Annotated in this window: 28 protein-coding genes and 1 other annotated feature; of the genes, 19 read left to right on the plus strand and 9 right to left on the minus strand. The window is 39.4% G+C overall.

The annotated features are described in order from the left end of the window. The first annotated feature begins 66 nt into the window (after nt 1-66). A complete protein-coding gene (locus ACFSY7_RS19515; protein WP_020189238.1) occupies nt 67-2214 on the plus strand; it encodes an ATP-dependent Clp protease ATP-binding subunit in 2148 nt (715 codons plus the stop codon). A gap of 77 nt (nt 2215-2291) precedes the next feature. Further along, the gene (locus tag ACFSY7_RS19520) at nt 2292-3026 is read left to right on the plus strand and encodes a glycerophosphodiester phosphodiesterase family protein (protein ID WP_380149308.1); all 735 of its coding nucleotides are present in this window, start codon (nt 2292-2294) and stop codon (nt 3024-3026) included. Nucleotides 3027-3103: 77 nt separating this feature from the next. On the opposite strand, the gene ACFSY7_RS19525 is transcribed toward ACFSY7_RS19520, so the two are convergent. Beyond that, nucleotides 3104-3301 carry a YjzD family protein gene (locus ACFSY7_RS19525; protein ID WP_020189240.1) on the minus strand — a complete coding sequence of 66 codons (198 nt, stop codon included), beginning with the start codon at nt 3299-3301 and terminating at the stop codon, nt 3104-3106. Nucleotides 3302-3493: 192 nt separating this feature from the next. On the opposite strand from ACFSY7_RS19525, the gene ACFSY7_RS19530 reads away from it, so the two are divergent. After that, nucleotides 3494-4432 carry a beta-ketoacyl-ACP synthase III gene (locus ACFSY7_RS19530; RefSeq protein ID WP_380149310.1) on the plus strand — a complete coding sequence of 313 codons (939 nt, stop codon included), beginning with the start codon at nt 3494-3496 and terminating at the stop codon, nt 4430-4432. A 19-nt stretch (nt 4433-4451) separates the two neighbouring features. Beyond that, the gene (gene fabF, locus ACFSY7_RS19535; protein ID WP_044527251.1) at nt 4452-5693 is read left to right on the plus strand and encodes a beta-ketoacyl-ACP synthase II; all 1242 of its coding nucleotides are present in this window, start codon (nt 4452-4454) and stop codon (nt 5691-5693) included. Nucleotides 5694-5788: 95 nt separating this feature from the next. Here the strand turns inward: fabF and trpS are convergent, their stop codons facing one another. After that, complete coding sequence (gene trpS, locus ACFSY7_RS19540) at nt 5789-6796, minus strand: tryptophan--tRNA ligase (RefSeq protein WP_020189243.1); 1008 nt, start codon at nt 6794-6796, stop codon at nt 5789-5791. 44 nt (nt 6797-6840) lie between these two features. Then, nucleotides 6841-7055 (minus strand) — a binding site (T-box leader). Nucleotides 7056-7515: 460 nt separating this feature from the next. Here trpS and spxA point away from each other — a divergent pair. The 4 genes from spxA (at nt 7516) to pepF (ending at nt 11741) form a co-directional block, all read left to right on the plus strand. Next, complete coding sequence (spxA, locus tag ACFSY7_RS19545; protein WP_044527252.1) at nt 7516-7911, plus strand: transcriptional regulator SpxA; 396 nt, start codon at nt 7516-7518, stop codon at nt 7909-7911. Nucleotides 7912-8091: 180 nt separating this feature from the next. Further along, entirely contained in the window at nt 8092-8748 is a 657-nt protein-coding gene (gene mecA, locus ACFSY7_RS19550; protein WP_020189245.1) for an adaptor protein MecA, read from the plus strand. A gap of 95 nt (nt 8749-8843) precedes the next feature. Further along, a complete protein-coding gene (locus ACFSY7_RS19555; RefSeq protein ID WP_380149311.1) occupies nt 8844-9872 on the plus strand; it encodes a competence protein CoiA in 1029 nt (342 codons plus the stop codon). A gap of 54 nt (nt 9873-9926) precedes the next feature. Further along, complete coding sequence (pepF, locus tag ACFSY7_RS19560) at nt 9927-11741, plus strand: oligoendopeptidase F (RefSeq protein WP_380149332.1); 1815 nt, start codon at nt 9927-9929, stop codon at nt 11739-11741. Between the two features lie 580 nt (nt 11742-12321). Here pepF and ACFSY7_RS19565 read toward each other — a convergent pair. From ACFSY7_RS19565 to ACFSY7_RS19580, 4 genes are all read right to left on the minus strand, one after another. After that, the gene (locus tag ACFSY7_RS19565; RefSeq protein WP_020189248.1) at nt 12322-13137 is read right to left on the minus strand and encodes a DsbA family protein; all 816 of its coding nucleotides are present in this window, start codon (nt 13135-13137) and stop codon (nt 12322-12324) included. 3 nt (nt 13138-13140) lie between these two features. Further along, a complete protein-coding gene (locus ACFSY7_RS19570) occupies nt 13141-13536 on the minus strand; it encodes a globin domain-containing protein (protein WP_380149312.1) in 396 nt (131 codons plus the stop codon). Between the two features lie 159 nt (nt 13537-13695). Further along, entirely contained in the window at nt 13696-14523 is an 828-nt protein-coding gene (locus ACFSY7_RS19575; protein WP_199754669.1) for a lytic transglycosylase domain-containing protein, read from the minus strand. 3 nt (nt 14524-14526) lie between these two features. After that, complete coding sequence (locus tag ACFSY7_RS19580; protein ID WP_380149314.1) at nt 14527-15120, minus strand: CYTH domain-containing protein; 594 nt, start codon at nt 15118-15120, stop codon at nt 14527-14529. 141 nt (nt 15121-15261) lie between these two features. Here ACFSY7_RS19580 and ACFSY7_RS19585 point away from each other — a divergent pair, with 141 nt between their 5' ends. From ACFSY7_RS19585 to ACFSY7_RS19610, 6 genes are all read left to right on the plus strand, one after another. Beyond that, nucleotides 15262-15645 (plus strand): UPF0738 family protein, encoded by a 384-nt coding sequence (locus ACFSY7_RS19585; protein ID WP_020189252.1) that lies wholly within the window; start codon nt 15262-15264, stop codon nt 15643-15645. A gap of 18 nt (nt 15646-15663) precedes the next feature. Next, the gene (locus ACFSY7_RS19590; RefSeq protein WP_380149316.1) at nt 15664-16344 is read left to right on the plus strand and encodes a GTP pyrophosphokinase; all 681 of its coding nucleotides are present in this window, start codon (nt 15664-15666) and stop codon (nt 16342-16344) included. Further along, nucleotides 16341-17147 (plus strand): NAD kinase, encoded by an 807-nt coding sequence (locus tag ACFSY7_RS19595; protein WP_020189254.1) that lies wholly within the window; start codon nt 16341-16343, stop codon nt 17145-17147. Before ACFSY7_RS19590 ends, ACFSY7_RS19595 begins: the two co-directional genes overlap by 4 nt. Nucleotides 17148-17149: 2 nt before the next feature. Continuing rightward, nucleotides 17150-18043, plus strand: a complete 894-nt coding sequence (locus ACFSY7_RS19600; protein ID WP_380149318.1) for an RluA family pseudouridine synthase — start codon at nt 17150-17152, stop codon at nt 18041-18043. A gap of 142 nt (nt 18044-18185) precedes the next feature. After that, nucleotides 18186-19562: a magnesium transporter gene (gene mgtE, locus ACFSY7_RS19605; RefSeq protein ID WP_126990853.1), complete on the plus strand. Its 1377-nt coding sequence runs from the start codon at nt 18186-18188 to the stop codon at nt 19560-19562. 144 nt (nt 19563-19706) lie between these two features. Then, nucleotides 19707-20009: a hypothetical protein gene (locus ACFSY7_RS19610; RefSeq protein ID WP_380149320.1), complete on the plus strand. Its 303-nt coding sequence runs from the start codon at nt 19707-19709 to the stop codon at nt 20007-20009. 88 nt (nt 20010-20097) lie between these two features. Here the strand turns inward: ACFSY7_RS19610 and ACFSY7_RS19615 are convergent, their stop codons facing one another. The 3 genes from ACFSY7_RS19615 to ACFSY7_RS19625 form a co-directional block, all read right to left on the minus strand. Continuing rightward, nucleotides 20098-20541, minus strand: coding sequence for a GNAT family N-acetyltransferase (locus tag ACFSY7_RS19615; RefSeq protein ID WP_020189258.1), 444 nt, complete (start codon nt 20539-20541; stop codon nt 20098-20100). Nucleotide 20542: 1 nt separating this feature from the next. Next, a complete protein-coding gene (locus ACFSY7_RS19620) occupies nt 20543-21055 on the minus strand; it encodes a YjcG family protein (RefSeq protein WP_380149321.1) in 513 nt (170 codons plus the stop codon). Between the two features lie 84 nt (nt 21056-21139). Continuing rightward, the gene (locus ACFSY7_RS19625) at nt 21140-21862 is read right to left on the minus strand and encodes an alpha/beta hydrolase (protein WP_380149323.1); all 723 of its coding nucleotides are present in this window, start codon (nt 21860-21862) and stop codon (nt 21140-21142) included. 107 nt (nt 21863-21969) lie between these two features. Between ACFSY7_RS19625 and ACFSY7_RS19630 the strand changes: the two genes are divergently transcribed. The 5 genes from ACFSY7_RS19630 (at nt 21970) to ACFSY7_RS19650 (ending at nt 26132) form a co-directional block, all read left to right on the plus strand. Next, nucleotides 21970-22515, plus strand: coding sequence for a phosphatidylglycerophosphatase A family protein (locus ACFSY7_RS19630; RefSeq protein ID WP_380149325.1), 546 nt, complete (start codon nt 21970-21972; stop codon nt 22513-22515). Nucleotides 22516-22585: 70 nt separating this feature from the next. Next, nucleotides 22586-23425, plus strand: a complete 840-nt coding sequence (locus ACFSY7_RS19635) for a thermonuclease family protein (protein WP_380149326.1) — start codon at nt 22586-22588, stop codon at nt 23423-23425. 107 nt (nt 23426-23532) lie between these two features. After that, on the plus strand, nt 23533-24105 hold the full coding sequence (locus tag ACFSY7_RS19640) for a histidine phosphatase family protein (RefSeq protein WP_380149327.1): 573 nt from the start codon (nt 23533-23535) through the stop codon (nt 24103-24105). 391 nt (nt 24106-24496) lie between these two features. Further along, the gene (locus ACFSY7_RS19645; protein ID WP_020189264.1) at nt 24497-25117 is read left to right on the plus strand and encodes a DUF47 domain-containing protein; all 621 of its coding nucleotides are present in this window, start codon (nt 24497-24499) and stop codon (nt 25115-25117) included. Between the two features lie 16 nt (nt 25118-25133). After that, nucleotides 25134-26132 (plus strand): inorganic phosphate transporter, encoded by a 999-nt coding sequence (locus ACFSY7_RS19650; RefSeq protein WP_020189265.1) that lies wholly within the window; start codon nt 25134-25136, stop codon nt 26130-26132. Nucleotides 26133-26234: the final 102 nt, after the last annotated feature.

The raw sequence follows: 26234 nt of genomic DNA on the forward strand, positions 1-26234 counted from the left end.
CAAAAGGTCAAAGAAAGTCAAACCATTCTTTGACGAACTACATCCGATGAAGGAGTGGGACTCGATATGCAAATGAAAATGAACAATGAACAAGATAAAAATCCGTTAGAAACATATGGACGTAACTTAAATGAAACGGTTAAAGAAGGGAAGCTAGATCCGGTCATTGGCCGAGACGAAGAAATTCGTAATGTCATCCGTATCCTTTCTCGTAAAACGAAAAATAACCCAGTATTAATTGGCGAGCCTGGTGTTGGTAAAACAGCCATCGTCGAAGGGCTTGCACAGCGTATTGTGAAAGGTGACGTACCGGAAGGCTTAAAAGACCATGAAATTTATGAGCTTGATATGAGCGCATTAATTGCGGGTGCGAGCTACCGTGGTCAATTTGAGGAACGTTTACAAGGTGTGTTAAAACAAGTGAAGGAAGCGGAAGGACGCATCATTTTATTCATTGATGAAATCCATACGATTGTTGGCGCCGGTAAAACAGAGGGTTCAATGGATGCTGGTAATATGCTAAAACCAATGCTCGCACGTGGTGAACTTCACTGTATCGGTGCAACAACGCTAGATGAGTACCGTACAAATATTGAAAAAGACCCAGCACTTGAACGTCGCTTCCAACAAGTGCTTGTACGAGAGCCATCTGTTGAAGATACGATTTCAATTTTACGTGGCTTAAAAGAACGCTTTGAACTCCATCATGCGGTGAAAATTCATGACCGTGCCATCGTAGCAGCTGCTGAATTATCAAATCGCTATTTAACAGAGCGCTTCTTACCCGATAAAGCGATTGATTTAATTGACGAGGCATGTGCGATGATTCGTACAGAGATCGATTCTATGCCACAAGAGCTAGATGAAGTGACACGTCGTCAAATGCAGCTTGAAATTGAAGAGCAAGCATTAATGAAAGAAACGGATGCGGCTTCTGAAAAACGCTTGAAAAATTTACGTGAGGAATTACAGCAATTAAAAGATTCTTCTGCGTCAATGAAAACTCAGTGGGACAACGAAAAACATGCCTTGCAAGAAATTCAGGCGAAACGTGAGCTTTTAGACCAAAAACGGAATGAACTTGAAAAAGCGGAATCAGAGTATGATTTAAATAAAGCCGCTGTATTGCGTCATGGTGAAATTCCACAATTGAAAAAAGAATTAGAAGAATTAGAGCAAAAATTAACAGAAACAGGCGACACACGCTTACTTCGTGAAGACGTGACATCAGATGAAATCGCGGCCATTGTATCGCGCTGGACAGGTGTACCGGTAACGAAAATGCTTCAAAGTGAACGCGAAAAATTACTCGCACTTGGTGATACGTTACACAAACGTGTCGTTGGGCAAGATGATGCAGTGAAGTTAGTAACAGAAGCAGTATGGCGTGCACGTGCAGGCATCCAAGATCCGAATAAACCAATTGGCTCATTCCTCTTCTTAGGTCCAACAGGTGTCGGTAAAACAGAGCTTGCGAAAGCATTAGCTGAGCAATTATTCGATTCAGAGGATCATTTTGTCCGTATTGATATGAGTGAATACATGGAAAAACATAGCGTTTCTCGTTTAGTCGGAGCACCTCCAGGCTATATCGGCTATGAAGAAGGCGGTCAATTAACTGAGCAAATTCGTCGCAATCCATATGCGGTTGTGTTACTTGATGAAATCGAAAAAGCTCATCCAGATGTGGCTAACATTTTACTCCAAATTTTAGATGATGGCCGCATTACAGATGGTCAGGGACGTACGGTCAACTTCACAAATACGGTTGTCATTATGACATCGAACTTAGGCTCACATTATTTACTTGAAATGAATGACTCAAATGAACACGCAACTGAAGACTTAGTGATGGCTGAATTGAAACGTCATTTCAAACCAGAGCTATTAAACCGTCTGGATGATATCGTGATGTTCCATTCATTATCAGGCGAGCATTTTGTGAAAATTGCTGACAAATATTTGAATTCATTACGTAAACGTTTAGCTTCTCAAGAAATAAATCTAGTGATTGAGCCAGAAGTGTTAGATTGGATTGCGAGTGAAGGGGTGGACCCAGCATTTGGTGCACGTCCATTACGTCGCTTTATCCAACGTCATGTTGAAACGGTTGTCGCACGTGAATTGTTACGTGGCGATACATTACCTGGTGCAACATTAACGGTTTACTTGGATAACGGTGAAGCGAATATTCGCGTTGACAATGTAGCATAATAATCTATTGAGAGAACTGTAAAAGCATACAGTTCTCTTTTTTTCGTGCTACACTAAATGAAAAAAGGGGGCAGACGATGACGAAAATTTTTGCCCATCGTGGATTTCGCGCGATGTATCCAGAAAACACATTATTAAGTTTTCAAAATGCATTTGAGTTAGGGGTCGATGGCATTGAACTTGATGTTCATATGACGCGTGATGGTGAGTTAGTCGTCATTCATGATGAATCGCTGAAGCGAACGATTGGGGTAGACGGAGAAGTGATTGATTATACGTATGCGGAACTTAAAAAATTTCGTGCAGCCGCGGCTTTTCGTGAGCATAAAAATTATGACGGCACGTGGGAGGCGGAGCGCATTCCGACGCTTCGACAAGTCTTAACGCTTCATCAAAAGTATCCGCAAGTAATCGTGAATATTGAGCTGAAAACAAATGTTTACACATATGATGGCATTGAACAGAAGGTACTGGCATTAGTCGATGAGCTAAAGACGCCACACGTCATTTACTCATCGTTTCATTTGCCGACAATTTTACGCATTCGTGACATAGCACCAGCCGCAAAAATTGCTTGGCTAATCGAGGATGACATTGCGCTTCTATCTGATTATAAGCGCCATTTCCAATTGGATGCGCTCCATATTAGTAAAAAGCTCGTATTAAAATATCAAGAACAATGGCAAGATTTATTGCCAACATTACGTGTCTGGACGGTCAATGATGCCGCACAGATCGAAGAATTTCTCGCGTTAGGCGTCGATACCATTATGACCGATACGCCAGATGTGGCATTAGCGCTACGACAATAAAAAAGGACGGATTCGCTATGATGGCGGGTCCGTCCTTTTTGAAAGTAAAAAGCCTCGACAAATGTCGAGACTTCTGATTAGTGGTCTTCGCGACCGATTGCTTTTGGCGATTCGCTTGGAATTACGGCATCAATGATGATTAATAATACAGCGAATACTAATGACATGATTAAGCCTTGGTTCCAGTCTGGAGTACCTTGGTTGATTGCGCTAACTACGTAGTTCAATACAGATACTAAGATGACTGACCAGATTACTAAGAAAATGTATCTCATGATTTTGTTTTCACCTCTAAGTTACTATTCTATCTGTCTTATCATACCATAACTACATTAAGCATTGAAATACTGTTTTTGAATAAATAAAGGCGATTTTCCATTGTTCGTATTTCTATAGTTGCAATTTTTAGTCTTATTATCTATAATTATGACCAGATACTAATATTTGATTATAAAGGTGGTTACGTTATGAACGCAGGGTTTATTGGTGTAGGGCGTTATGTACCAGAAAAAGTCGTGACGAACTTTGACTTAGAAAAAATCGTTGATACAAATGATGAATGGATTCGTACACGTACAGGCATTGAAGAACGCCGTATTGCGGGCGATGATGTGGATACGTCAGATATGGCCTACGAGGCAGCAAAACAAGCAATTGAACATGCGGGGATTTCTCCAGAGCAAATTGGCTTGATTTTAGTTGCGACGGTAACGCCAGATCAGCCTTTCCCATCTGTAGCATGTATGTTACAAGATAAATTGGGTGCCACAAATGCAGCAGCAATGGATATTTCAGCGGCATGTGCTGGCTTCATGTATGGGGCTATCACAGCACAACAATTTATCGCAACAAATACATATGATTATGTGTTAGTGATAGGTGTGGAGAAACTATCAAAAATCACAGACTGGTCAGACCGTAATACAGCTGTCTTATTCGGTGATGGTGCTTGTGCTGCTGTAATGGGCAAAGTATCAGAAGGCCGCGGGATTTTATCATTTGATTTAGGCGCAAAAGGTGCTGGCGGTAAATATTTATATGAAGATGAAAACAAGCATATCATTATGAATGGTCGCGAAGTCTTCAAGTTTGCAGTACGTCAAATGGGTGAATCTGCACTAAAGGTTGTTGAGCAAGCAGGCTTACAAAAAGAAGATGTTGATTTATTAATTCCACACCAAGCGAATATTCGCATTATGAACTCAGCACGTGAACGCCTAGGCTTACCAGAAGAAAAAATGTCATCTGTTATTGCGAAATATGGGAATACATCAGCGGCTTCCATTGGTAATGCTTTAGTTGAAGAATTAGAAAATGGTAAAATTAAAGACGATGATTTACTTGTTTTAGTAGGTTTCGGTGGCGGCCTAACATGGGGCGCAATCGCACTAAGATGGGGGAAATAATATGAAAGTGGGGAACGAAATGACGAAGAAGCGCGTAGTAATTACAGGAATGGGTGCAATTACACCGGTAGGTAATAATGTAGCAGATAGCTGGAATGCAGTGAAAAATGGTCAATCAGGTGTGGGACCACTTACACGTATTGATGCAGATAAATTTAACGCAAAAGTAGCGGCACAAGTAAAAGATTTTGATATTGAACAATATATTTCAAAAAAAGATGCGCGTAAAATGGACCGCTTTACACATTATGCGATTGCCGCAGCAAAAGAAGCAGTAGACGATGCAGCACTTGAAATCAATGATGATAATGCAGCAGATATCGGCGTATGGCTAGGCTCAGGTATTGGCGGTATGGAAACATTCGAACAACAATACAAAAACCTAACTGAAAAAGGGCCACGTCGTGTGAGTCCATTCTTCGTACCAATGATGATTCCGGATATGGCAGCAGGACAAGTATCGATTTTACTAGGTGCGAAAGGCATTAACACATGTACCGTAACTGCTTGTGCAACAGGGACTAACTCCATTGGTGATGCCTTCAAAGTTATCCAGCGTGGTGATGCTGTTGCGATGATTACAGGTGGTACAGAAGCGCCAATTACCGAACTAGCGGTTGCGGGCTTCTGCTCAAATACAGCGTTATCGACAAATCCGGACCCACAAACAGCAAGCCGTCCATTTGATAAAGACCGCGATGGCTTCGTTATCGCAGAGGGTGCAGGTGTCGTTGTTCTTGAAGAGCTTGAACATGCGCTGGCACGTGGTGCAAAAATTTATGCAGAAGTTGTTGGTTACGGTGCATCAGGGGATGCTTACCATATTACAGCACCTGCACAAGATGGTAGTGGCGCAATGCGTTCAATGCAACAAGCATTGAAAGATGCAGGCGTTGAGCCTTCAGCAGTTGATTATATTAACGCACATGGTACAAGTACATATTATAATGATATGCTTGAAACATTAGCGATTAACAATGTCTTTGGTGACCACGCGAAAAAATTAGCGGTTAGCTCAACAAAATCAATGACAGGTCATATGCTTGGCGCAGCTGGCGGTATTGAAGCCATTTTCTCTGCATTAGCCATTAAAGAAAGCATCGTGCCTCCAACAATTAACCTTGTGAACCAAGCGGAAGAATGCGATCTTGATTACGTGCCAAACGAAGCGCGTGAAATGAACGTAGACTATGCACTAAGCAATTCATTTGGTTTTGGTGGACATAATGCCACATTATTATTTAAAAAATACGAAGCGTAAGCGACTTCTTATTATCAACTCGTCATCTCTAGGTGACGAGTTTTTTTGCGTAAAAAAAGGCTACGAAATTTTCGTAGCCTCTTTTGAATGGTCTATTAGTGACGGCTGCCGCGGCCTAAGCCCATAGCATCTTCCATTCGTTGGATCGTTGCATTTGCGATGGCATTGGCTTTTTCAGCGCCTTCATCTAAAATACGGTCTAATTCTTCTGAATCGATTAATTCATTGTAACGCGCTTGAATCGGTGCTAAATGATCGATGACCACTTGTGCGACGCCGGCTTTAAAATCACCGTAGCCTTTACCGTCATATTTAGCGACAACGTCTTCTGTTGAGCTATTTGTTAATGCTGCTTCGATATCGATTAAGTTGGATACGCCTGGTTTATTTTCTTTGTCATAGCGTACGATACCTTCAGAATCTGTTACAGCTGATTTAATTTTCTTCTCGATTTGTTTTGGTGTATCTAATAAACGAATTGTCGCTTTTGCATTCGCATCTGATTTAGACATTTTCTTCGTAGGGTCTTGTAATGATTTAATACGACGACCTGCTTTAGATAATGCGATATCGGGAATTTTGAATGTTTTTTTATAACGTTTGTTGAATCGTTCCGCTATATCGCGTGTTAATTCGATATGTTGTTTTTGATCATCACCAACTGGTACGATGTCTGTATTATATAGAAGAATATCGCCAGCCATTAATGGTGGGTATGTTAAAAGTGCTGCTAAAACAGTTTCGTTTGTACCAGCGGCTTTTGCTGATTTATCTTTAAATTGTGTCATGCGCTCTAATTCACCAATAGAAGTAACACATTGTAGCATCCAGCCGGCTTGCGCATGTGCTGGAACTTCTGATTGGATGAATAAAATCGATTTCTCTGGATCAATACCAACAGCAATATACATTGCTGCTAAGCTACGAATGTTTGAACGAAGCTCTTTCGGGTCTTGTTGAATCGTAATTGCGTGTTGGTCGACGATACAGTAGATTGCATCGCCCTGATCTTGAAGCTCTGGAAATTGTTTGATTGCGCCAATATAGTTACCTAATGTGATGACGCCTGTTGGTTGTACACCTGAAAAAATACGTTTTGCCATTGTGGTTTCCTCCTCAAAATAAAAAAAACATCATGCTCCCTATCAATAGGGACGAATGATGTTTAAAATCCGCGGTACCACCCAAGCTTGTCGATAAATCGACCACTCTACCTCTTAACGCGAGGAACGAACTTAGGTACTGAATATTTCACTAAGTTAACTCGGAAGTCCATTCTATACAATGCATAATCTGTTTACACCAACCACAGACTCTCTAGGTATGCTCATTATATATACTACTCTTCGTCTTCGTTTTCATATGTCAGCGTTGTGCTGTAGAGCCATTATAATACAGCTTTTTTTAAATTACAACATGTAGATAGTTCGGTCCTTTGACGGATTAATTTTTTAAATTCATTCGGTACAATAAGAAAAATGAAACCAAAATGACGGTCTAAACGTATAATAGAAAGAGTAAAATAAATTACTTATTTTCATTGATAGTAATCTAATTGAGAATGAAGAATCTTTAAAATTAGGTTTAAAGGCTTATCAACTAGGGAACATTAGTAAGGTAGTTTATTTTTGTTCCAACTAAAAAATGGTAAAAAGAAACTTTTTTTACTAAAATGTAGCTTTAGAAAATGATTATAAAATAATTTAAAATATCCTATATTCAAAGTAATGAAGTTGTTGTATAATGAAGTTAGACCTCTTTATTAGAGTCATTCTAATTTAATAATTCGGTTACACATTTTGAAAGGATGTGTTTGAACATGATGGTAACATTATTTACATCACCAAGTTGTACTTCATGTCGTAAAGCAAAAGCATGGTTAGAAGAACATGAAATTCCATATACAGAACGTAATATTTTCGCAGAACCACTAAGCATTAGTGAAATCAAAGAGATTTTACGTATGACAGAAGATGGCACCGATGAAATCATTTCAACGCGCTCAAAAATCTTCCAAAAATTAAATGTTGATTTAGAAACATTACCTCTAAATAAACTGTACGAATTAATTCAAGAAAATCCAGGACTATTACGTCGTCCGATTATTTTAGATGAAAAACGTTTACAAGTTGGCTATAACGAAGATGAAATTCGTCGTTTCTTACCTCGTAAAGTACGTGCTTATCAATTACAAGAAGCACAAAAAATGGTCAACTAAGCGTATTTAAACATGCAGCTAGGAGAAACAGCTCCTAGCTGCTTTTTCTTTAAAAGGTGCTTTGAAACTTTTTCTTTTCTTTTTTAAGGAAAAGGAATTACAATAGTAGTAGCTATACTTCGAAAGCAGATATTTGATGCAACATCTTCTTATAGAAGTAACCGAAAGGAGTTGTGTAATATGGATATTGAACGTATTAACGAAAACACACTGAAACTTTTCATTTCTTATACAGACATTGAAGAGCGAGGTTTTACGAAGGATGAAATCTGGTATAACCGCGATAAAGGTGAGGAACTCTTTTGGGTTATGATGGATGAGATTAGTGAAGAAGATCAATTTGAAATTGATGGCCCACTTTGGATTCAAGTTGTGGCAAAGGAAATCGGCCTTGAGCTGACAGTCACAACAGCGAAGCTTACACAAGAGGGCTTAGAAGACTTACCATTTGGCCCAGGAAAATTACCACCTGGCTTACCAGGCTTGTTTGATTTAGATCAACAAAATGCAAAAGAGCTAGATAACTTCTTGGAAGAAAATTTTGGCGATTCAACATTTGAGTTTGTGTTTGAATTAAAAGATTTCGATGATTTAATTCATCTATCTGAGCGCCTAGAGCACACAGAAGACGTCGACAATCGATTATTTGAACAAGACGGCAAATATTATCTATATATCCACTTCGATGAAGAGGGGGACAAGGATGATCGTTTAGACTTCTTAAGTGTCGTAACAGAGTGCGCGAAAGAAGCGAATACGACTATCCATGTACTAGAAGAATATGCGAACGTTATTATTGCAGCAGATGCCTTTAATACGGTGCGTAAATATTTCTAATAAAAAAGAAGCTTTGGACAAATTACAGTCCTAAGGCTTCTTTTTTTATTGCATTTTAAGAACCAATTTTTTACAATTATAAAGAGGTGATGCTTATGTTAGTTGCCTATGATGAAAAACGACAATTCATCATACTAGATACGACAATGAATCGCGAGCAGTTACGACAAGCACGTAAAACACAACATTATTATTGCCCCGCATGTCATCAAGCACTACAACTTAAAATCGGTACGAAAAACACCCCTCATTTCGCTCATCACAAGCAAAGTGCCTGCAGTCATTATTTTTCAGAAAATGAGACGACCACGCATATTGCGGGCAAGCAGCAACTGTATGATTTCTTTTCACAACTTGGCGCCCCGCAATTAGAAGCTTATCTTCCACAAATCCAACAGCGCCCAGACATTTTATATGAGCGCACAGCAATTGAATTCCAATATAGTCGATTGACGCATGAACGCTTTTTAGAGCGCAACGCCGGCTATGCCTCTATCAATCTCACGCCACTTTGGCTACCTTATAGTCAACCAAAGGAAAACGGCTTAGCCATCGTCTCCTTATCCCGAGATATTCAAAAATATCGCCACAATGACACCTTACTCACTTATAATCCCAATACTGAACAATTCATTTATTATAGTGCGCTTATTGGTATAACCACCACACAATTTTTAGCGAAAATCACTGTTTTACCAAAGCAACATCAGACGTGGCCATTTCGCACGCCGCGACTGCTGACACGGGATGAATTTGAGCTGTTTATGCAGTTATGGTATGAGCAACGGCGTAAATTAATTCAGCATTATATGCGTTATCGTAGAGGTACGCAGGATATGTTACTACGTTTTGTTTATGAACGCCGTCTTGCTTTACTTGCGCTTCCAGAGGCAATTGGGGTCCCAACAGATTTTGATGTTGAAGTGCAGCCTGCCATCGACTGGCAAATCATATATTACTATGATTATTTTCCACAAGGCATCGATGCTTTTTTAGCGCAGCATGACACACCTAGAGTAAAAGTAGAAGCCTATGAGCAGTTCCTTCAACAGCTACATACACGAAAAGTATCACAAAATGAGCTGTTGTATAGTCAATTCATTGCATTTAAGGGGTATAATTGAGAAAATATAGCTAACTAAATTTATTTAGGAATGCGAAATAATAGGAGGGCTTTTATTATGACAGAAACGAAGAAAATTCCTACGCGTGACGAGGTGCCGGTTGAAAAAACATGGCGTCTTGAAGATATTTTTGCGACGGATGATGCGTGGGATGCAGAGTATAAAGAAGTTGAAGCATTAAGTGACAAAGCGAGCGACTTTCAAGGTACATTAAAAGACGGTGCAGAGGCAATGCTTGCGGCATTTAACTACCGCGATGAACTATATGCACGATTAAGCCGCCTATATGCGTATTCTCATATGCGTTACGATCAAGATACAACAAATAGCTTCTACCAAGCGATGGATAGCCGCGGTAAAACATTATTAGCGAAAGCGTCAACAAGCATCGCATATTTAACACCTGAAATTTTAGCATTAGACGAGTCGGTAGTAGATGGCTACTTAGCAGAAAATGAAGCGCTTCGTTTATATAAAGTAGAACTTGATGAATTAAAAGCACAGCGTCCGCATGTTTTACCAGCGGAGCAAGAAGCGTTACTTGCACAAATGAGTGAAGTAACAGGTGCTTCTGCCAATACATTTGGTATGTTAAATAATGCCGATTTAGAATTCCCGGTAATTGAAGATGAAAACGGCGAGCAAGTACAATTAACGCATGGTAACTACATTCAATTTCTTGATAGTGATGACCGTGCAACACGCGAACGTGGCTTCCGTGCAATGTACGAAACATATGGCAAATTTTTAAATACATTTGCGACAACATTAACAGGGAATGTGAAGCGTCATAATGTCTCTGCACGTATTCGTAAATATGATTCTGCACGTCATTCAGCGCTTAGCAACAACCAAATTCCTGAAAAAGTGTATGATCAATTGTTAGATACCGTACACAAAAACTTACCGCTTCTTCATAAATACATCGGCCTGCGCAAAAAAGTTTTAGGCGTCGATGAGCTGCATATGTGGGATATTTACACACCACTTGTGAAGGAAGCGAAATTTGAGCTTACGTATGAAGATGCGGCACAAACAATGGTGAAGGCACTTGGTACAATGGGTGAGGAATATACAGCCATCTTAAAGAAAGCATTAGAAGATCGCTGGGTTGACGTAGTTGAAACAAAAGGGAAACGTAGCGGGGCTTATTCTTCAGGGACATACGGCACAAACCCTTATATTTTAATGAACTGGCAAAACAACTTGGACAATCTTTACACATTAGTGCATGAGTTTGGGCATAGTGTGCATAGCTACTTCACACGTAATAATCAACCATTCGTCTATGGTGATTATTCCATCTTCGTAGCAGAAGTTGCCTCTACATGTAACGAAGAATTATTAACAGAGTATTTACTACAAACAGTGGAAGATGAAAAACTTCGTATTTATGTATTAAATCACTGGTTAGAAGGCGTTCGTAGCACGATTATTCGCCAAGCAATGTTTGCGGAGTTTGAGCATGTTATTCATGAAATGGATGCATGCGGGGAAGCGCTAACAGCTGAATCGATGACAACGGTTTATTATGAATTAAATAAACAATACTTCGGTGACGATATGGTAGTAGACGAAGAAATCGGCCGCGAATGGGCACGAATCCCTCACTTCTATTACAATTACTATGTTTACCAATATGCGACTGGTAAATCTGCGGCAATTGCTCTTAGTAAACAAATTCTTGAAGAAGGTCAACCAGCTGTCGAGCGTTATATTAATAACTTCTTAAAAGCAGGTTGCTCAGATACGCCAATTAATGTTTTACGTGCAGCAGGTGTTGATATGGAATCAGCAGCGCCAATTCAAGCAGCATTTGATTTATTTGAAGAACGTTTAGCAGAATTAGAAAAATTATTACTAAAATAATCGTTTCCTAACGTAACGAAAACACGTGCTAACTTTTTTAGGTGGCACGTGTTTTTTGGTGAGAAAACACATGAAATAGCATGAAGTTATGCCGAAGCTTAGTGTTTACTCGCTATCCATTCATTTAAATTAGCAGAAATCTAGCTAAGGTGTTTAATAAAAATAACACAGGAGAATATAACAGTGTGACGATTTAAGTCCTATGAAAATTAGTTAAAATAAAGAACAGGAAAATTGTGAAAATTAACTTATTGACAATTTTATGTATAACTTCCTCTTATATTAAATATGAATGATTTATAGCAGTAATGATTGGATAATGTCCATGTAATGTAAACGGTTTCTTTGTGTCTGAATTATGAACATGCCTTAAAAACGTTGCTATAACAAGGATTCCATGCTAAAGTAATAGACGTGAAATAAATCACAACAAACATACACCCCTTTGTTTGAACGTGAACATTTCTCCCATCCCCTTTGTGAAAATGAGTGTCTCTCGTAGAGTCACTCATTTTATTTTTTAGTAAAAAATCGCTATAAAATATAAAAAAACCTCGAGAGCTTTGTCTCTCGAGGTTTTTTATTTGAGTTGCCACAGTGACATACTATCACAGGCAAGGCGTGAAATCTTTTGCTGTAGCATACGTTTTTTTAGTTCGCGCTCAGCCAGTTTTTCAGGAATATTATAAATCGCTGCTACTTCTTCAGTAGATAATGTTTGATACTGTTTAAATAAAATTTCTAGTTCTGGAGGATTCGTTGGAATTAATTGTTCGTCCACCATTTCCTCTAAAATATGCTCATACACTTCAAAGTCATAAGAGCCAGATACTTTTAATCCTTCATCTTCAATATTTTCATTGAAAAAGACAAAACTAGGCACTTCATTTACTTCCATTTCACGCGTCACACATAAATCACTTTGGAATGCGCGTGTTGCTTCCATCGAACGGAAGTCGGACTTAAACTCCATCATATCTAAACGACATTGTTCAGCAATTTCATTTAATGTAGAACAAGAGCAGACATTTTTTGCATTGATCATCGCATATTCCTGTAGTTTCATTAAGAAACGATAGCCTGCTTTTTTTCCTTGTAATTCGGCTGCTTTCACAGCAATTGACGGCAAGACAGGATGTGAAACATCGATTAAGTCAGAATCTGATGGAGAGCTATTAAGTTGTTGGCAAGCAGTATTCAACGATGCAAGCTCCGTGCTTAAAATAAAACGGAGTGTAAAATAATGACCGTAGCGCACTTGTAAGCGACGGATTGTCGATTGTAAGTGCCAGCTGCCAGGATGTAATAAGTCCACAAATACATAAAGTTCGATTGGTTTATTAAAGGAAGTAGTTGATGGTGCTACTTGCTCAGTCACAAATTGTACATTTGCCACGATTTATACCTCCTCGTTTGAATCCTCAGCGTTGATCATATGGTGTGCAGTTAAAACAAGACGCTTGTAGTAGATTTCGCGGAATTTACCGTCTAAACCTACCTCGTCCATTGCCTCATACATGCATTCAAGCCATGCCTGTGCGCGTTCAGGTGTAATTTCGAAATTCATGTGACGTGCGCGCATCATTGGATGTCCGTGTTCTTCAGTATATATATTAGGCCCACCTAAGTATTGTGTTTGAAATTGTTTTTGCTTGCGGGCAGTTTCTGTTAAATCATCAGGGAATATTGGCTTTAGCTTTGGATTTTTCGCTACTTTCGAATAAAAAGAATCGATTAAATCCGAAAGCTTTTCGGCACCAATCTCCTCATATGGAATAATCGGTTTTTGAATCATATGGGATGCTCCTTTGCTTTAGCTGTAATTCTATTTTATCAACAGGTACATAATTTCTCAAACAAATGGTATTTTCTATAAAACATAGACAATTGCTTGTTGATGGAAAATAAGAAAAAACGAAGGAAAAGAACCGATAAGGTAGCTTTTCCTTCGTTTTTAAGCGTTGTAATTTGTCATGATTTTTGAGACGTAGTTTTGTGTTTCATTGAATGGAGGGATACCACCATACTTTGAAACATTACCCGGGCCGGCATTGTAGCCAGCGAGCATCAGCTCATAGCTACCAAATTTATCATACATTTGTTTTAAGTATTTTGTGCCAGCCATAATGTTTTGTTCTGCATCACGTGTATTCGTTACGCCAAGATACTGTGCTGTCGCGGGCATTAATTGCATTAGACCTGCTGCGCCAACAGAGCTTGTCGCGTTTGTATTGAAATTCGACTCTTGTTTAATAACCGCTTTAATCATTTTCTCAGGAATTCCGTATGTAAGGGAAGCCTTTTGAATGATAGCATCGTATTGCGTTGTAGGGCCTGTAGATGTTGATGCAACGGAATCGGTCGTTGACGGTGTCGTTGCTTGTGTAGCTACAGAATTCGTAGCTGTGGCTTGAACGCTAGCAGGTGTATAGGCAGCGGTTGAGCCGTTATACAGTGCAGCGGTTGAGCCTAGCACGTTAGCAAGTGATGATAAATCAATGCCGGACTGCTGTGCGGTCGTTGCGAAATGATTTGCTGCTGATAATAATTGCGTTAATGCGGTAGTAACATCGCCTGTTTGTGATGCAGTATTACTAAGGCTACTTGTTAGCCCAAGTGACTGTGATGTATTGCGTGATGAAGTTGTTCCAAGCGCCTGGCTAAGGAGTGCAGAAAAGTCCGTTGTATTCGTTGATGACGTGTCAGATGAACTTCCGTAAGCACTACCAACTGATTGCAGGGCCTGAGCTTGAATCAGTGATTGAATGGCAGAAACGTCCAAAGATTAAATCCCTCTCTTTCGATTCATTGCAGCGACGAAGCGCGCAACTTTCTTTTGTGCGTGACGTGTTGCAATGCCGTATTCTTTTAGCAGCTCGGTAAAAATTACTTTACCAGCTGCTTCATCGGTTACTTCATACTCAAGCTCATAATCTTCTGTATCAGCATAAATTGAGTGATCGAGTACGAGTAACCCACCTTTATAGTTTATTTCGGCACGAGTTGTTGAAAGTGTACCTAGAAGTTGTAAATTTTCTTCATTCACACTACGTTCTGCAAGTCGTTCATGCACTTCTTTTGCATCGATGACGGCATTACCCGCTAGCACTGCACGGACGTGAGCTTCAGCTAATAAGTCGGTAGTCTCTAATAAGCCGATACCACCAGCAGGCTCTTTTAATGTACATTCAAAGCGGTCTGCCACCTCACGAATACGCAAGCCACATTTTTGATTGCGTAAGGCAAAATCTGCCGTATCAAAATAATGATTAGCCTGTGTATGAAAATTTTCCTTTGTTAATTGAAAAGCGTTTTTCAATGCTTCAAATTCCTCTTTTGTTAGCATATTTTTAAATTCAATTTCTAATTCCTTTGACATTTCACATCATCCTCTCGTTAAAAATTAATTATACGTTCTTTTTCAAATTTGGAAAATGCCAAAACCCACTCTTTCTTGTGAAAAAGGCCTTTAGAATATGGTAAAATAAATTAGGATATTCATGGAAGGGAAGATAGGCATTTGCGTAATTTATTAAAGGCTGCGTCTGCAGCAACAGAAAACTCAGTTGTACACTTTAACTTAAACACATTGCCACAAGGACAGCTGACTCCAGCTGGACAAATGATTACAGATTCAGATAATATGACATTCATTTATTTAATGGATGATGGTGAAGGCTATAGCTATGTATTATTTGACGAAGACGTGTGGCCTCAACTCGTCGAAGTATTAGCTTCAGATGAAGACCCTATCTTATCGTGGGGAACTCAACAAGCTGTTCTGACAAATTTCCGAGATGAATTAGAAGGATTAGTATACAATATTGAAGGCAACTCGAATTATGGCGAAGCTTTTTCACATGCTGTTGAGGAAGCCTTTGCGAGCATTTTAAGCGAGGCCTAAGAATTAGGGGGACTTGTCATGGGACAATGGGATCGGTTTTTACAGCCCTATAAACAAGCCGTTGATGAGTTAAAGATTAAGCTAAAAGGTATTCGTACACAGTTTCAGCGTAATAACGAAACGTCACCAATTGAGTTCGTAACGGGACGCGTGAAACCACTAGCGAGTATTTACGATAAAACGTTATCGAAGGGCTTGGTGTTTGAGCCATCAGAACGATTAGCACATGAGCTGCAAGACATTGCGGGCGTTCGTGTAATGTGTCAGTTTGTCGATGATATTCCGACTGTACTGGAGTTACTGCGTCAGCGTCACGATTTAAAAATCATTGAAGAAAAAGATTATATTACGAATGCTAAGCCGAGTGGTTATCGCTCGTATCATATTGTAGTCGAGTACCCAGTGGCGACGATTCAGGGGGAAATGATTATTTTAGCAGAAATTCAAATTCGTACATTGTCGATGAATTTCTGGGCATCTATTGAGCATTCATTAAACTATAAATATAAGGGCGTTTTTCCATCGGAGATTTCCGAACGTCTACAAAGTGCTGCTGAAGCGGCTTTTCGCCTCGATGAAGAGATGTCGCAAATTCGCGACGAAATTCATGAAGCACAAGCCTATTTTACAGAATACAAGGAGGCCTCTAAGCCAGTTGTTCGTGGCGAGAGTGGTCAGGATAAGGGGGAAAATGTATGAAGTTTGCCGTACAATCACGCAATGATCCACAATCAAATGAGTTAATGGAGCGAGCGATTGGTTATTTAACCGATTTTGGCTTAGAACTAGATGAAGAAAAACCAGATATCGTGCTATCCATCGGGGGTGATGGCACGCTATTACACGCGTTCCACCGCTATACGCATATGTTGTCAGAAGTTGCGTTTGTCGGCATTCATACAGGGCACCTAGGCTTTTATGCGGATTGGCAGCCAAATGATATTGAGAAGCTTGTTATTTCAATCGCAAAAGGTGAATACCGCATTAGCGAGTATCCATTACTTGAAGTAACGGTGAATTACCGTGACTCAGAAGAAAGTTTTACGTATTTAGCGTTAAATGAATCAACGGTTAAATCATCAGAAGTAACTCTTGTGATGGACGTTGTTTTAAATGGACGTCGCTTTGAACGCTTCCGTGGTGATGGTTTATGTGTGTCAACGCCATCTGGCAGTACGGCGTATAATAAGGCACTTGGTGGGGCGATTTTGCATCCATCTCTTGAGGCATTACAACTAACAGAAATGGCCTCAATTAATAACCGTGTATTCCGTACAGTCGGCTCTTCACTTGTATTGCCATCACATCATCATTGCCTATTAAAGCCCGTTAAAGCGGAAGATTTCATGGTAACCGTTGACCACGTGCAATTGCTACATAAAAATGTGAAATCCATCGAGTATCGTGTCGCAAAAGAAAAAGTTCGTTTTGCGCGCTACAAGGCATTTCCATTCTGGCAACGTGTACATGATTCATTTATTGACAGTGATTTAAAGGACTAATTATGGATAACCGATATACGATTACATTTACAGTAAAAGAACCAGTCTTACTAAGAAGTGCACTGCAGGGATATGGCATTTCAAAAAAAGCATTAACAGCGATTAAATTTCATGGTGGCGAAATAACTGTGAATGGTCAGGAGCAAAACGTACGCTATCGCTTAGAGGCGAACGATACGGTTGTTGTGAAGTTTCCTCGCGAGGAGCTGAGTGAGGGCTTAGTGCCTCAACAAGGTGATTTAGACATCATTTATGAAGATAATGAACTGTTAATTTTAAATAAAGCACCTTATCAAAGTACGATTCCATCACATGTGCATTTAGAGGGTAGCACCGCGGCTATTGTCGCAGGCTACTTCAAAGCGAAAAATATTCCTTCAACTGTACATGTTGTCAACCGGCTAGATCGTGATACATCGGGTCTGATGTGTGTTGCAAAGCATCGTCATATTCATCATATAATGAGCGCACAACAGCAGGCACATGAGATTTTTCGTGAGTATGAGGCGATTGTACACGGGCACGTCACAGAAGATGAGGCCTCTATTATTGCGCCAATTGGTCGTGTAGAGAATAGCATCATTGAACGAATGGTACGCGAGGATGGGCAGCATGCGCATACCGATTACCGCGTGTTACATCGTTTCGTGCATGAAGGTGAGCCGATGACGCATGTCCGCCTACGCCTACATACCGGACGTACACATCAAATCCGTGTGCATATGAAGCATATCGGTCACCCGCTTGTTGGCGATGACTTATATGGAGGTAAGCGAGATGCGATACCTCGCCAGGCGCTTCATTGTGTATGTTTACACTTAAAGCATCCCTTAACAAAGCAATCACTCGAATGGCATACAACATTGCCAGCAGATATGCAGTCATTATTAGTATAGAAATGAAAGAGGCCGTTTATACGTGCCTCTTTTTTGTGTGGAAATCCAAAAACACGTATTTTTAGGGAGTTAACAAACGAGGAGGAAAATGTTAGTATTAGCTTTGTTCAAAGAAACGTGTTATCCGAAAGGAGGGGACAATATGGTAGAAGAGCTAAAGGACCGTCAAGAAGAAGCATTTGATGAAGCGCGCTTGATTTCACTTTTGACAGAAGGAGAAATTGTGCTGTTTCGCGAAGAATTTTTAGACCTTCACCCATACGATCAAGGTCAATTTTATGAAAGGGTGGAGCCTGATATACGTCAGATCATCTATCAATATTTGTCCCCAAAAGAATTGGCAACGATTTTTGAGGCGATTGAGTTAGATGATGAGGAATACCCAATCTTTATCGCAGAAATGGAGCCAAGCTATGCGGCAGAAATGCTATCGGAAATGTATACCGATGATGCTGTCGACGTATTAAATGAGCTGGACCAAGACCAAACAAGTCATTTTTTAAAAATGATGGACTCAGAATCTGCACAAGACATTCGAGAATTATTACATTATGAAGAAGATACAGCAGGTGCCTTAATGACGACAGAATATGTTGCCGTTGCAGAGAACTCGACCGTTCGCTCAGCGATGACGATTTTGCGTAATGCCGCACCTGATGCAGAAATGATTTATTATATTTTCGTGGTAGACGACCGCAATCGATTGACGGGCGTTTTGTCATTAAGAGATTTAATTGTGGCGTCAGAGGATACGCTTATTCGAGACATTCGAAACGAGCGTGTCGTGAGCGCACAAGTAACAGATGACCAAGAAGATGTCGCACAAGTGATGCGTGATTATAACTTTGTGGCGTTACCAGTTGTTAATTCACGCAATGAAATTTTAGGGATTATTACCGTCGATGATATTATCGATGTTATCGATGAAGAAGCGGGCGAGGATTACTCAAAACTTGCCGGGGTATCTGATATGGAAACCTTCGATAAAAGTCCTTTTTCAGCGGCAAAAAAACGATTGCCTTGGCTTGTTTGTTTATTATTTTTAGGCATGATTACGGCCAATTTAATCGATTTATTTACCGGCACTTTAGCAAAAGTCGCGTTACTTGCAGCATTTATTCCACTGATTGGCGGTACATCCGGAAATAGTGGTACGCAAGCACTAGCCGTTGCTGTTCGTGGTATTGCGACAGGGGATGTCGAAGAAGAAAGTAAAATGAAACTTGTCATTCGAGAGCTGCTTACGGGTATTATTATGGGGCTTGTATGTGGTGTCATTGCGCTTGGTATCGTATTCTTCTGGCAACATGAGCTACTTCTTGGCGCGCTTGTCGGTGTTGCCATTTGCTGCTCGATTGTTGTTGCAACCGTTGCGGGAACATTGATTCCATTAGTGATGGACCGCATGAAAATTGACCCTGCTGTTGCATCCGGTCCATTTATTACGACATTAAATGATATTACGAGTATTTTAATTTATTTAGGTATCGCAACTTTATTCATAGATAAGTTGATGTGATAAAAAACACAGGAAAGTATTGAGAAATATACTTTCCTGTGTTTTTTTTATTTCCTTAGAACTAATAATGAAAAATGGAACATAGACCTAGTTTGTAAAACCTCTTCAGAAGGAATAATAAATTACAGAAAGGAGGTAGTTAGTATGGGCTATATTTTACCGACCACACCGTTGCAATATGCGGATTATGCTAATCGTTTAGCTTTGAAAGATCAGCGTTTTACTTATATTGAAGGGGTGCAAGCAGTAGAGGCACAGCAGTGTTTTCATGCGGAGGTACGCAGACAGCAAGAGCGCTTGTTGATGAAGCAAGAGCGTGAAAAACGCCGTCAGCATATTCCCGTTCCTACTGCTACCTCTACAGAAGAAGTAGTCAGGTATCGACCAAAACCAATGTCGACGGCAGAAATTGTTGGCAAAGGCTTTGTTATCAATGCATATGCATAATTATATATGCCTGTAGCGGGTTGCTACAGGTTTTTCTATGCGCAAAAAAGGCAGGAATCGTTACTAAACGATTTCTGCCTTTGCATGTTTAAATTTCTTTTTCAATCGCACGATGCGGAATATAATTATCCATAAACTCGGGCGATGTGACGCGAAATCCTTGCTTTTCATAAAAGGGAATCGCATGAATTTGTGCATGGATTTTAATTAAAGAGACATTCGGGAAATTTTCACGGATAAATGCTTCGATTGTCTGCATCATTTGGACACCAATTTGCTTACGTCTAAATTTCGGTAGTACCGAAAGACGTTCGACTTTTACGCTGTATGATTTCTCATCAACGATAATTCGACTTGCTGCGATTGGTGACTCATTATAATAAGCAACAATATGTGTCGCAATTTTATCGAGGTCATCCATTTCAAGTGGCAATGGAAGTCCTTGTTCTTTCACGAATACCTCTTTTCGAATAAAAAAGGCATCTTCTTTTTCTTGCTCAGATTGTGCGATTTTGACAATGACATCTTGCAAATTACTCACCTCGTAAACGGTACGTTTCGTAAACTGACCAAGAACCATTTTCTAGTTGGTAAAGTAAATGAATGCGGCTAATTGTTTCTGTGAAATCGATATTTCCCATCCCAATTTGACCGAAAATGTCATCGTGCTCACTAGCAGATAGCCCTTGTGCTAATGTAATATGTGGCACAAATTTATGTGGTGGTTGACCACCAAAAGGCTCTTTATATAGCAGTTCATGGATGTTTTCTAGCTCAGGTGTTGGATTGATTTTTAGATAAATCGCATTTGTAACAGGTGAGAATGAACTCGCTTTTCCAATATGAATTTCAAACGGTTTTAACTGACTAGCTGATTCATGCAGTTGTTCTGCAAGCTCTTGTAACGTTGTGTCGTTGGCCTCACCAGCTGAGCGCAATGTAATATGCGGCGGAATCTGTGCGTAGTGTGAGTCATAACGTTTGCGATAAGAGTTCGCAAAATCTTGTAATTCTTTTGATGGAAAAGCAACAATACCATAATTCATGAAAAAAGCCTCCTTAAAATAACAGTTATCGTAATTTTTAGTATAACAGAAAAACGGCGAAAAATTTAGCGAGAGCATAGGGAATTACAGCAAAAAGTTTTGTATGAAGGCGCGGTGTAGGTCAGGCTGCCACATTTTCCACGTATGGTCACCTTCTAATTCGATATAATACAAATTAAATTCACGTGCCACCATTAGTGCATGTAGCTCGCGGTTAGGCGTTAGAAAATCTTTTATTTTATGGTCAGTTGTGCGCACTTCTGTTTCTTTTTTGCCAATTGCATGATAGATTGTATAGTCCTGAACGTTTTGTACATTCCGAACAATTTCCATTACTTCTTCATTGACATAAGGAGAATGCATAATGACATGGTGGAATGTTTCAGGATGACGAAGCGCTGCAAGTAGTGAAATGGTTGCGGCTTGTGAATCACCTATTAATGTACGAGCTTCTGGCGCATCTTCGGTTGAATAATTGTCGTCTAAATAAGGAATGAGCTCCTTTGTTAGAAATGTTAGATAGGCCTCATGTTTAATGCCACTAGGTAAATATTTATCGCGGCGGTCTTGGACACTTTTATAAGGAATTGCGACAAAAATGGTGTCTTCGATATCACCATTTTCAATCAATTCGTTCATGACTCCTGAAACACGACCAAGCTGGATATAATCTTTGCCATCTGCAGCAATAATGACAGGATAGCTCATCATTGGGGTGTAGTCTGCAGGTAAATAAATATAAATTGTTAGTTCTTCAGCTAACGAATCGCTGTAAAATGAAAATTCTTTGATGGTACCAGTTTCCACGAAAGAAACCTCCTTTATCAATTGTAGGAGAATTGTATCATACAATCATAGTAAGTTATAATAGGAAGCATTGAGATAAATGCAACATAGAAAGAAGGAATTAATTTATGTTTAATCGCGCGTTAAAAGTGCCGTCTAAAGAAGTAACAGAAGCCACATATAAGGCGCTTGAACGTCGTGGTGTGACTGTACGGGATATCGCCGAAATTGTCTATACTGTGCAAGCACCGTATAGTAAAGGCCTGACAATCGAGCACTGTGATCAATCGGTGCATAAAGTATTAGGGAAACGTGAAATTCAGCACGCTATTTTAGTCGGCATTGAACTAGATGAATTAGCGGAAAAAGGCTTATTATCACAGCCATTACAGCAACTAATTGTTTCAGATGAAAGTTTATTTGGAATCGATGAAACGATTGCGGTTGGAGCAGCACAATCATATGGTAGTATTTCACTGACGACATATGGCCATTTAGATAAAGAAAAAATCGGTATCATTAATAAATTAGATGTCAAAGATGGTGACAAGGTTCATACATTTTTAGATGATTTAGTCGGTAGTATTGCAGCGGCGGCATCATCACGTTTAGCACACCAAATTCGTGATTTAGAAGAACGTGGCGAGACATTGCCACAATATGAATTCGTTTAAAACGCAAGGGTTGCATTGTCAGCCCTTTTTTTATTCGTTAAAATAAACGGAGTGAGAGGGAGGACGTTATATGAAAAAAATAATAGGATTATTCGTGGCAGCTGCGCTATTTGTATTAGCAGGTTGTACAGAACCGAACACGTTGACATCATCAACTACGGGTTCAAACGAACAAAAAATAGTAGGCGAACAAGTGGAAGTTGTTAGTGTCATGGATGGCGACACAATGAAGGTAAAGTATGATGGTAAAGTATCGAGCGTGCGTTTTTTATTAATTGATGCACCAGAAATGTATCATAAACAGCTCGGAGAACAGCCATTTGGGAAAGAAGCCCAAAAGCGAAATCGTGATTTAATTAATAACGCGGAAGTAGTGTCACTTGAGTTTGATAAAACGGGTGACAAAGAAGATAAATACGGACGTTTATTAGCATATGTTTATGTGGACGGTAAAAGTGTACAGGAGCAGCTAATTAAAGAGGGACTTGTACGTGTAGGCTATGTTTACAACAAACAAGCTGCACATTTAGATGATTATTATAAGGCGCAGGATGAAGCGAAAGCAGCGAATCGCGGGATTTGGCAATATCCAGGCTATGTTACAAATCGCGGCTTTGTAAAATCAAAAGTGCCAGGCTGGTCAGCAGGACAAAATCCAGATAAAAATGGCTCATTAGAAAAATCTGTATCAACAAATAAAGCAACTCAAACACAATCTAAAACAACATCTTCAACAAATAATTCATCAACGAAATCAGATGAGGCTTGTACAATTAAAGGAAATATTAATGCCAAGGGTAATAAAAATTACTTCCTTCCAGGCACAAATAATTACGATAATGTACAAGAAGAAAAAATGTTTTGTAGCGAAGAAGAAGCACAAAAAGCAGGATTTAAAAAAGGCTCATAATCAACAAATAGCGTTCTCTTTAGAGAGCGCTATTTTCATATGAAAAGATGCCTGAATTCCAATTTTTGTGTTACTATGAAGTGACTAAACAAATGGGGTGGAAAGCGATGACAAAGGTCTATGTAGTACGACATGGCGAGACGGATTGGAATCGCCATGGCCGCTTACAAGGGGCAACAGATATACCATTAAATACGAGTGGCATTGCTCAGGCGACCGCATGTAGAAATTATTTTCATGACAATAAAGCAGTCGCTATTTTTACGAGCCCCCTGAAACGTGCTTCGGATACGGCCGCGATTATAAATGAGCCATTTCAGTTACCAATTACCCAATTATCAGCGTTTCAAGAGCGTGCATTTGGCCAAGCGGAGGGGATGACGTATGAAGAACGTTCAAAAGTGTATCCTAGAAAAAATTATCCGGGCCAGGAATCATTTTCACATTTTATTGCACGCTTAAAAGAAGGTTTACGCATTATCGAACAGCAATATCCGAACGATGCTGTTATTTTAGTGGCACATGGTGCAGTTATTCATAATTTATTTCAAATTGTTGAAAACGATGATCTGTTCCCGCAAAATGCAAGGCTATCTAATGGAGGCATTAGTACGATGTATACAAAAGATAGCAAGTGGTGGCTTGGAAAGTACAATGAAACCCATCATTTAATGGTATAACTCCTTAAAAAGAGCAGTCTCATGAGCAATGTGAGCTGCTTTTTTTGTTGAAAATTAGTTTGTAAATTGTAAAAGGCGAAATGTCATGAAAAAACGGGTATACTGTTTGAAAAGACATTCATATTATCTTTTTAAAGTCTTATTCAGCTATTTTGTGAGGAATAATACTAAATTTACCAACATTTTTTCCAAAAAATGAACGGTAATATTACAGAATTGTAAATATTGCATTAAGTAATGTAAATTTCAAAGCAACGGAATTAAAAAATTGTTAAGATGACTAAGGCAAGCGACAAAAGCTAGAGGGCTACGCCGCTGAACTAGGAAATACGAGGCTGTAAACAGCTTCATTTTTATAAAAAAGAAAACACACAAGCTCTAGGAGGAACTTATGTTTAATCGAAAAAAAGACGATCCATTCTTTAACAAATTAGCGGAAATTGCAGTGAATGTTCAAAAAGGTTTACACTTCGCAAATGATTTCCACATCCATAACAAAGAAGATCTAGCTGAGATTAGCAAGCAGATGAAACAATATGAAACAGATGGTGATAAGTTAATTCATGAATTAATCGTGATGTTAAACAAATCATTTATGACGCCAATCGAGCGTGAAGATATTTTACAACTTGCGAACAGCATGGATGATGTATTAGACGGTATGGAAGAATGTATCGCCCACTTTGACATGTTTGGCATTGTTGAAGCAGACGATTCGATGAACAGATTCGTAGAAAATATCGTAGCAAGCTCAGATGAAATTGTGTTAGCAATGGAGAAATTGCAAAACAAAAAATTAGTTGAGATGCGCGAAAATGCTATTAAAATTAAAGATTACGAATCAAAATGTGATGAAGTATTACGAAAATCAATCAAGCAACTGTTCTTACACGAAACAGATCCAATTCGTATTATTCAGTATAAGGATATTTACGAACAACTTGAAGATATCGCGGATGATTGCCAAACAGTAGCCAATACTATGGAAACAATCATCATGCGAAATGCATAAGAGGCAGGCTGATTAGATGGATACACTAATACTTTTAACGCTTTTGGTCGTTGTCTTTGCACTTGCATTTGACTTTATTAACGGCTTCCATGACACAGCAAATGCCATTGCTACATCGGTTTCAACGCGTGCGTTACCACCAAAAACGGCTGTTATTATGGCAGCAATCATGAACTTTGTTGGTGCGATTACATTCACAGGTGTAGCGAAGGCGATTACGAAAGATATCGTTGACCCATTTGCTCTTCAAAATGGAACGCTCGTTATTTTAGCAGCATTAATTGCCGCAATTGCATGGAACTTAATTACATGGTACTTCGGGATTCCATCAAGTTCATCTCATGCAATTATCGGTTCGATTGCGGGTGCCGCAATTGCCGCAGCAGGTTTTGGTATTTTAAACTACGAAGGCTTTATTAAAATTTTACAAGCGTTACTTCTATCTCCGTTTATCGCGATTGCGGTTGGATTCTTGATGATGTCACTCTTTAAAGTTATTTTTAAGGGCTTTAATTTATATAAAACGAATAAAGGCTTCCGTACAGTACAAATTGGTACGGCAGCATTACAAGCTTTCACGCACGGTACAAACGATGCGCAAAAAGCAATGGGTATCATTACAATGGCTTTAATTGCTGCAGGTATGCAATCAGATGATGAGGTACAGGAATGGGTACGTTTTGCCTGTGCACTTGCAATGGGTCTAGGTACGTCAATTGGTGGTTATAAAATCATCAAAACAGTTGGTGGTAAAATCATGAAAATTCGTCCAGTAAATGGTGTAGCAGCTGACCTATCATCTGCTTCAATCATCTTCGGTGCGACATTGATTCATTTGCCAGTATCAACGACACATGTTATTTCTTCAGCTATCATGGGTGTTGGTGCAGCACAACGTGTGAAAGGCGTAAAATGGGGCGTTGCTCGTAAAATCGTCTTAACATGGATTATTACATTACCAATCTCAGCAACATTAGCAGGATTAATTTACTTGCTATTAAATTTATTTGTCTGACGAATTGTAATATTAAGTGCACCACTCAAAATAAATAAAAAAAGACCCATTCAATATGAGCCTGTATAATTAAAGTTCCTACACCAAAATCAACAGGGGGCC

Source organism: Kurthia populi (assembly GCF_042686175.1).
Classification (GTDB): Bacteria; Bacillota; Bacilli; order Bacillales_A; family Planococcaceae; genus Kurthia; species Kurthia populi.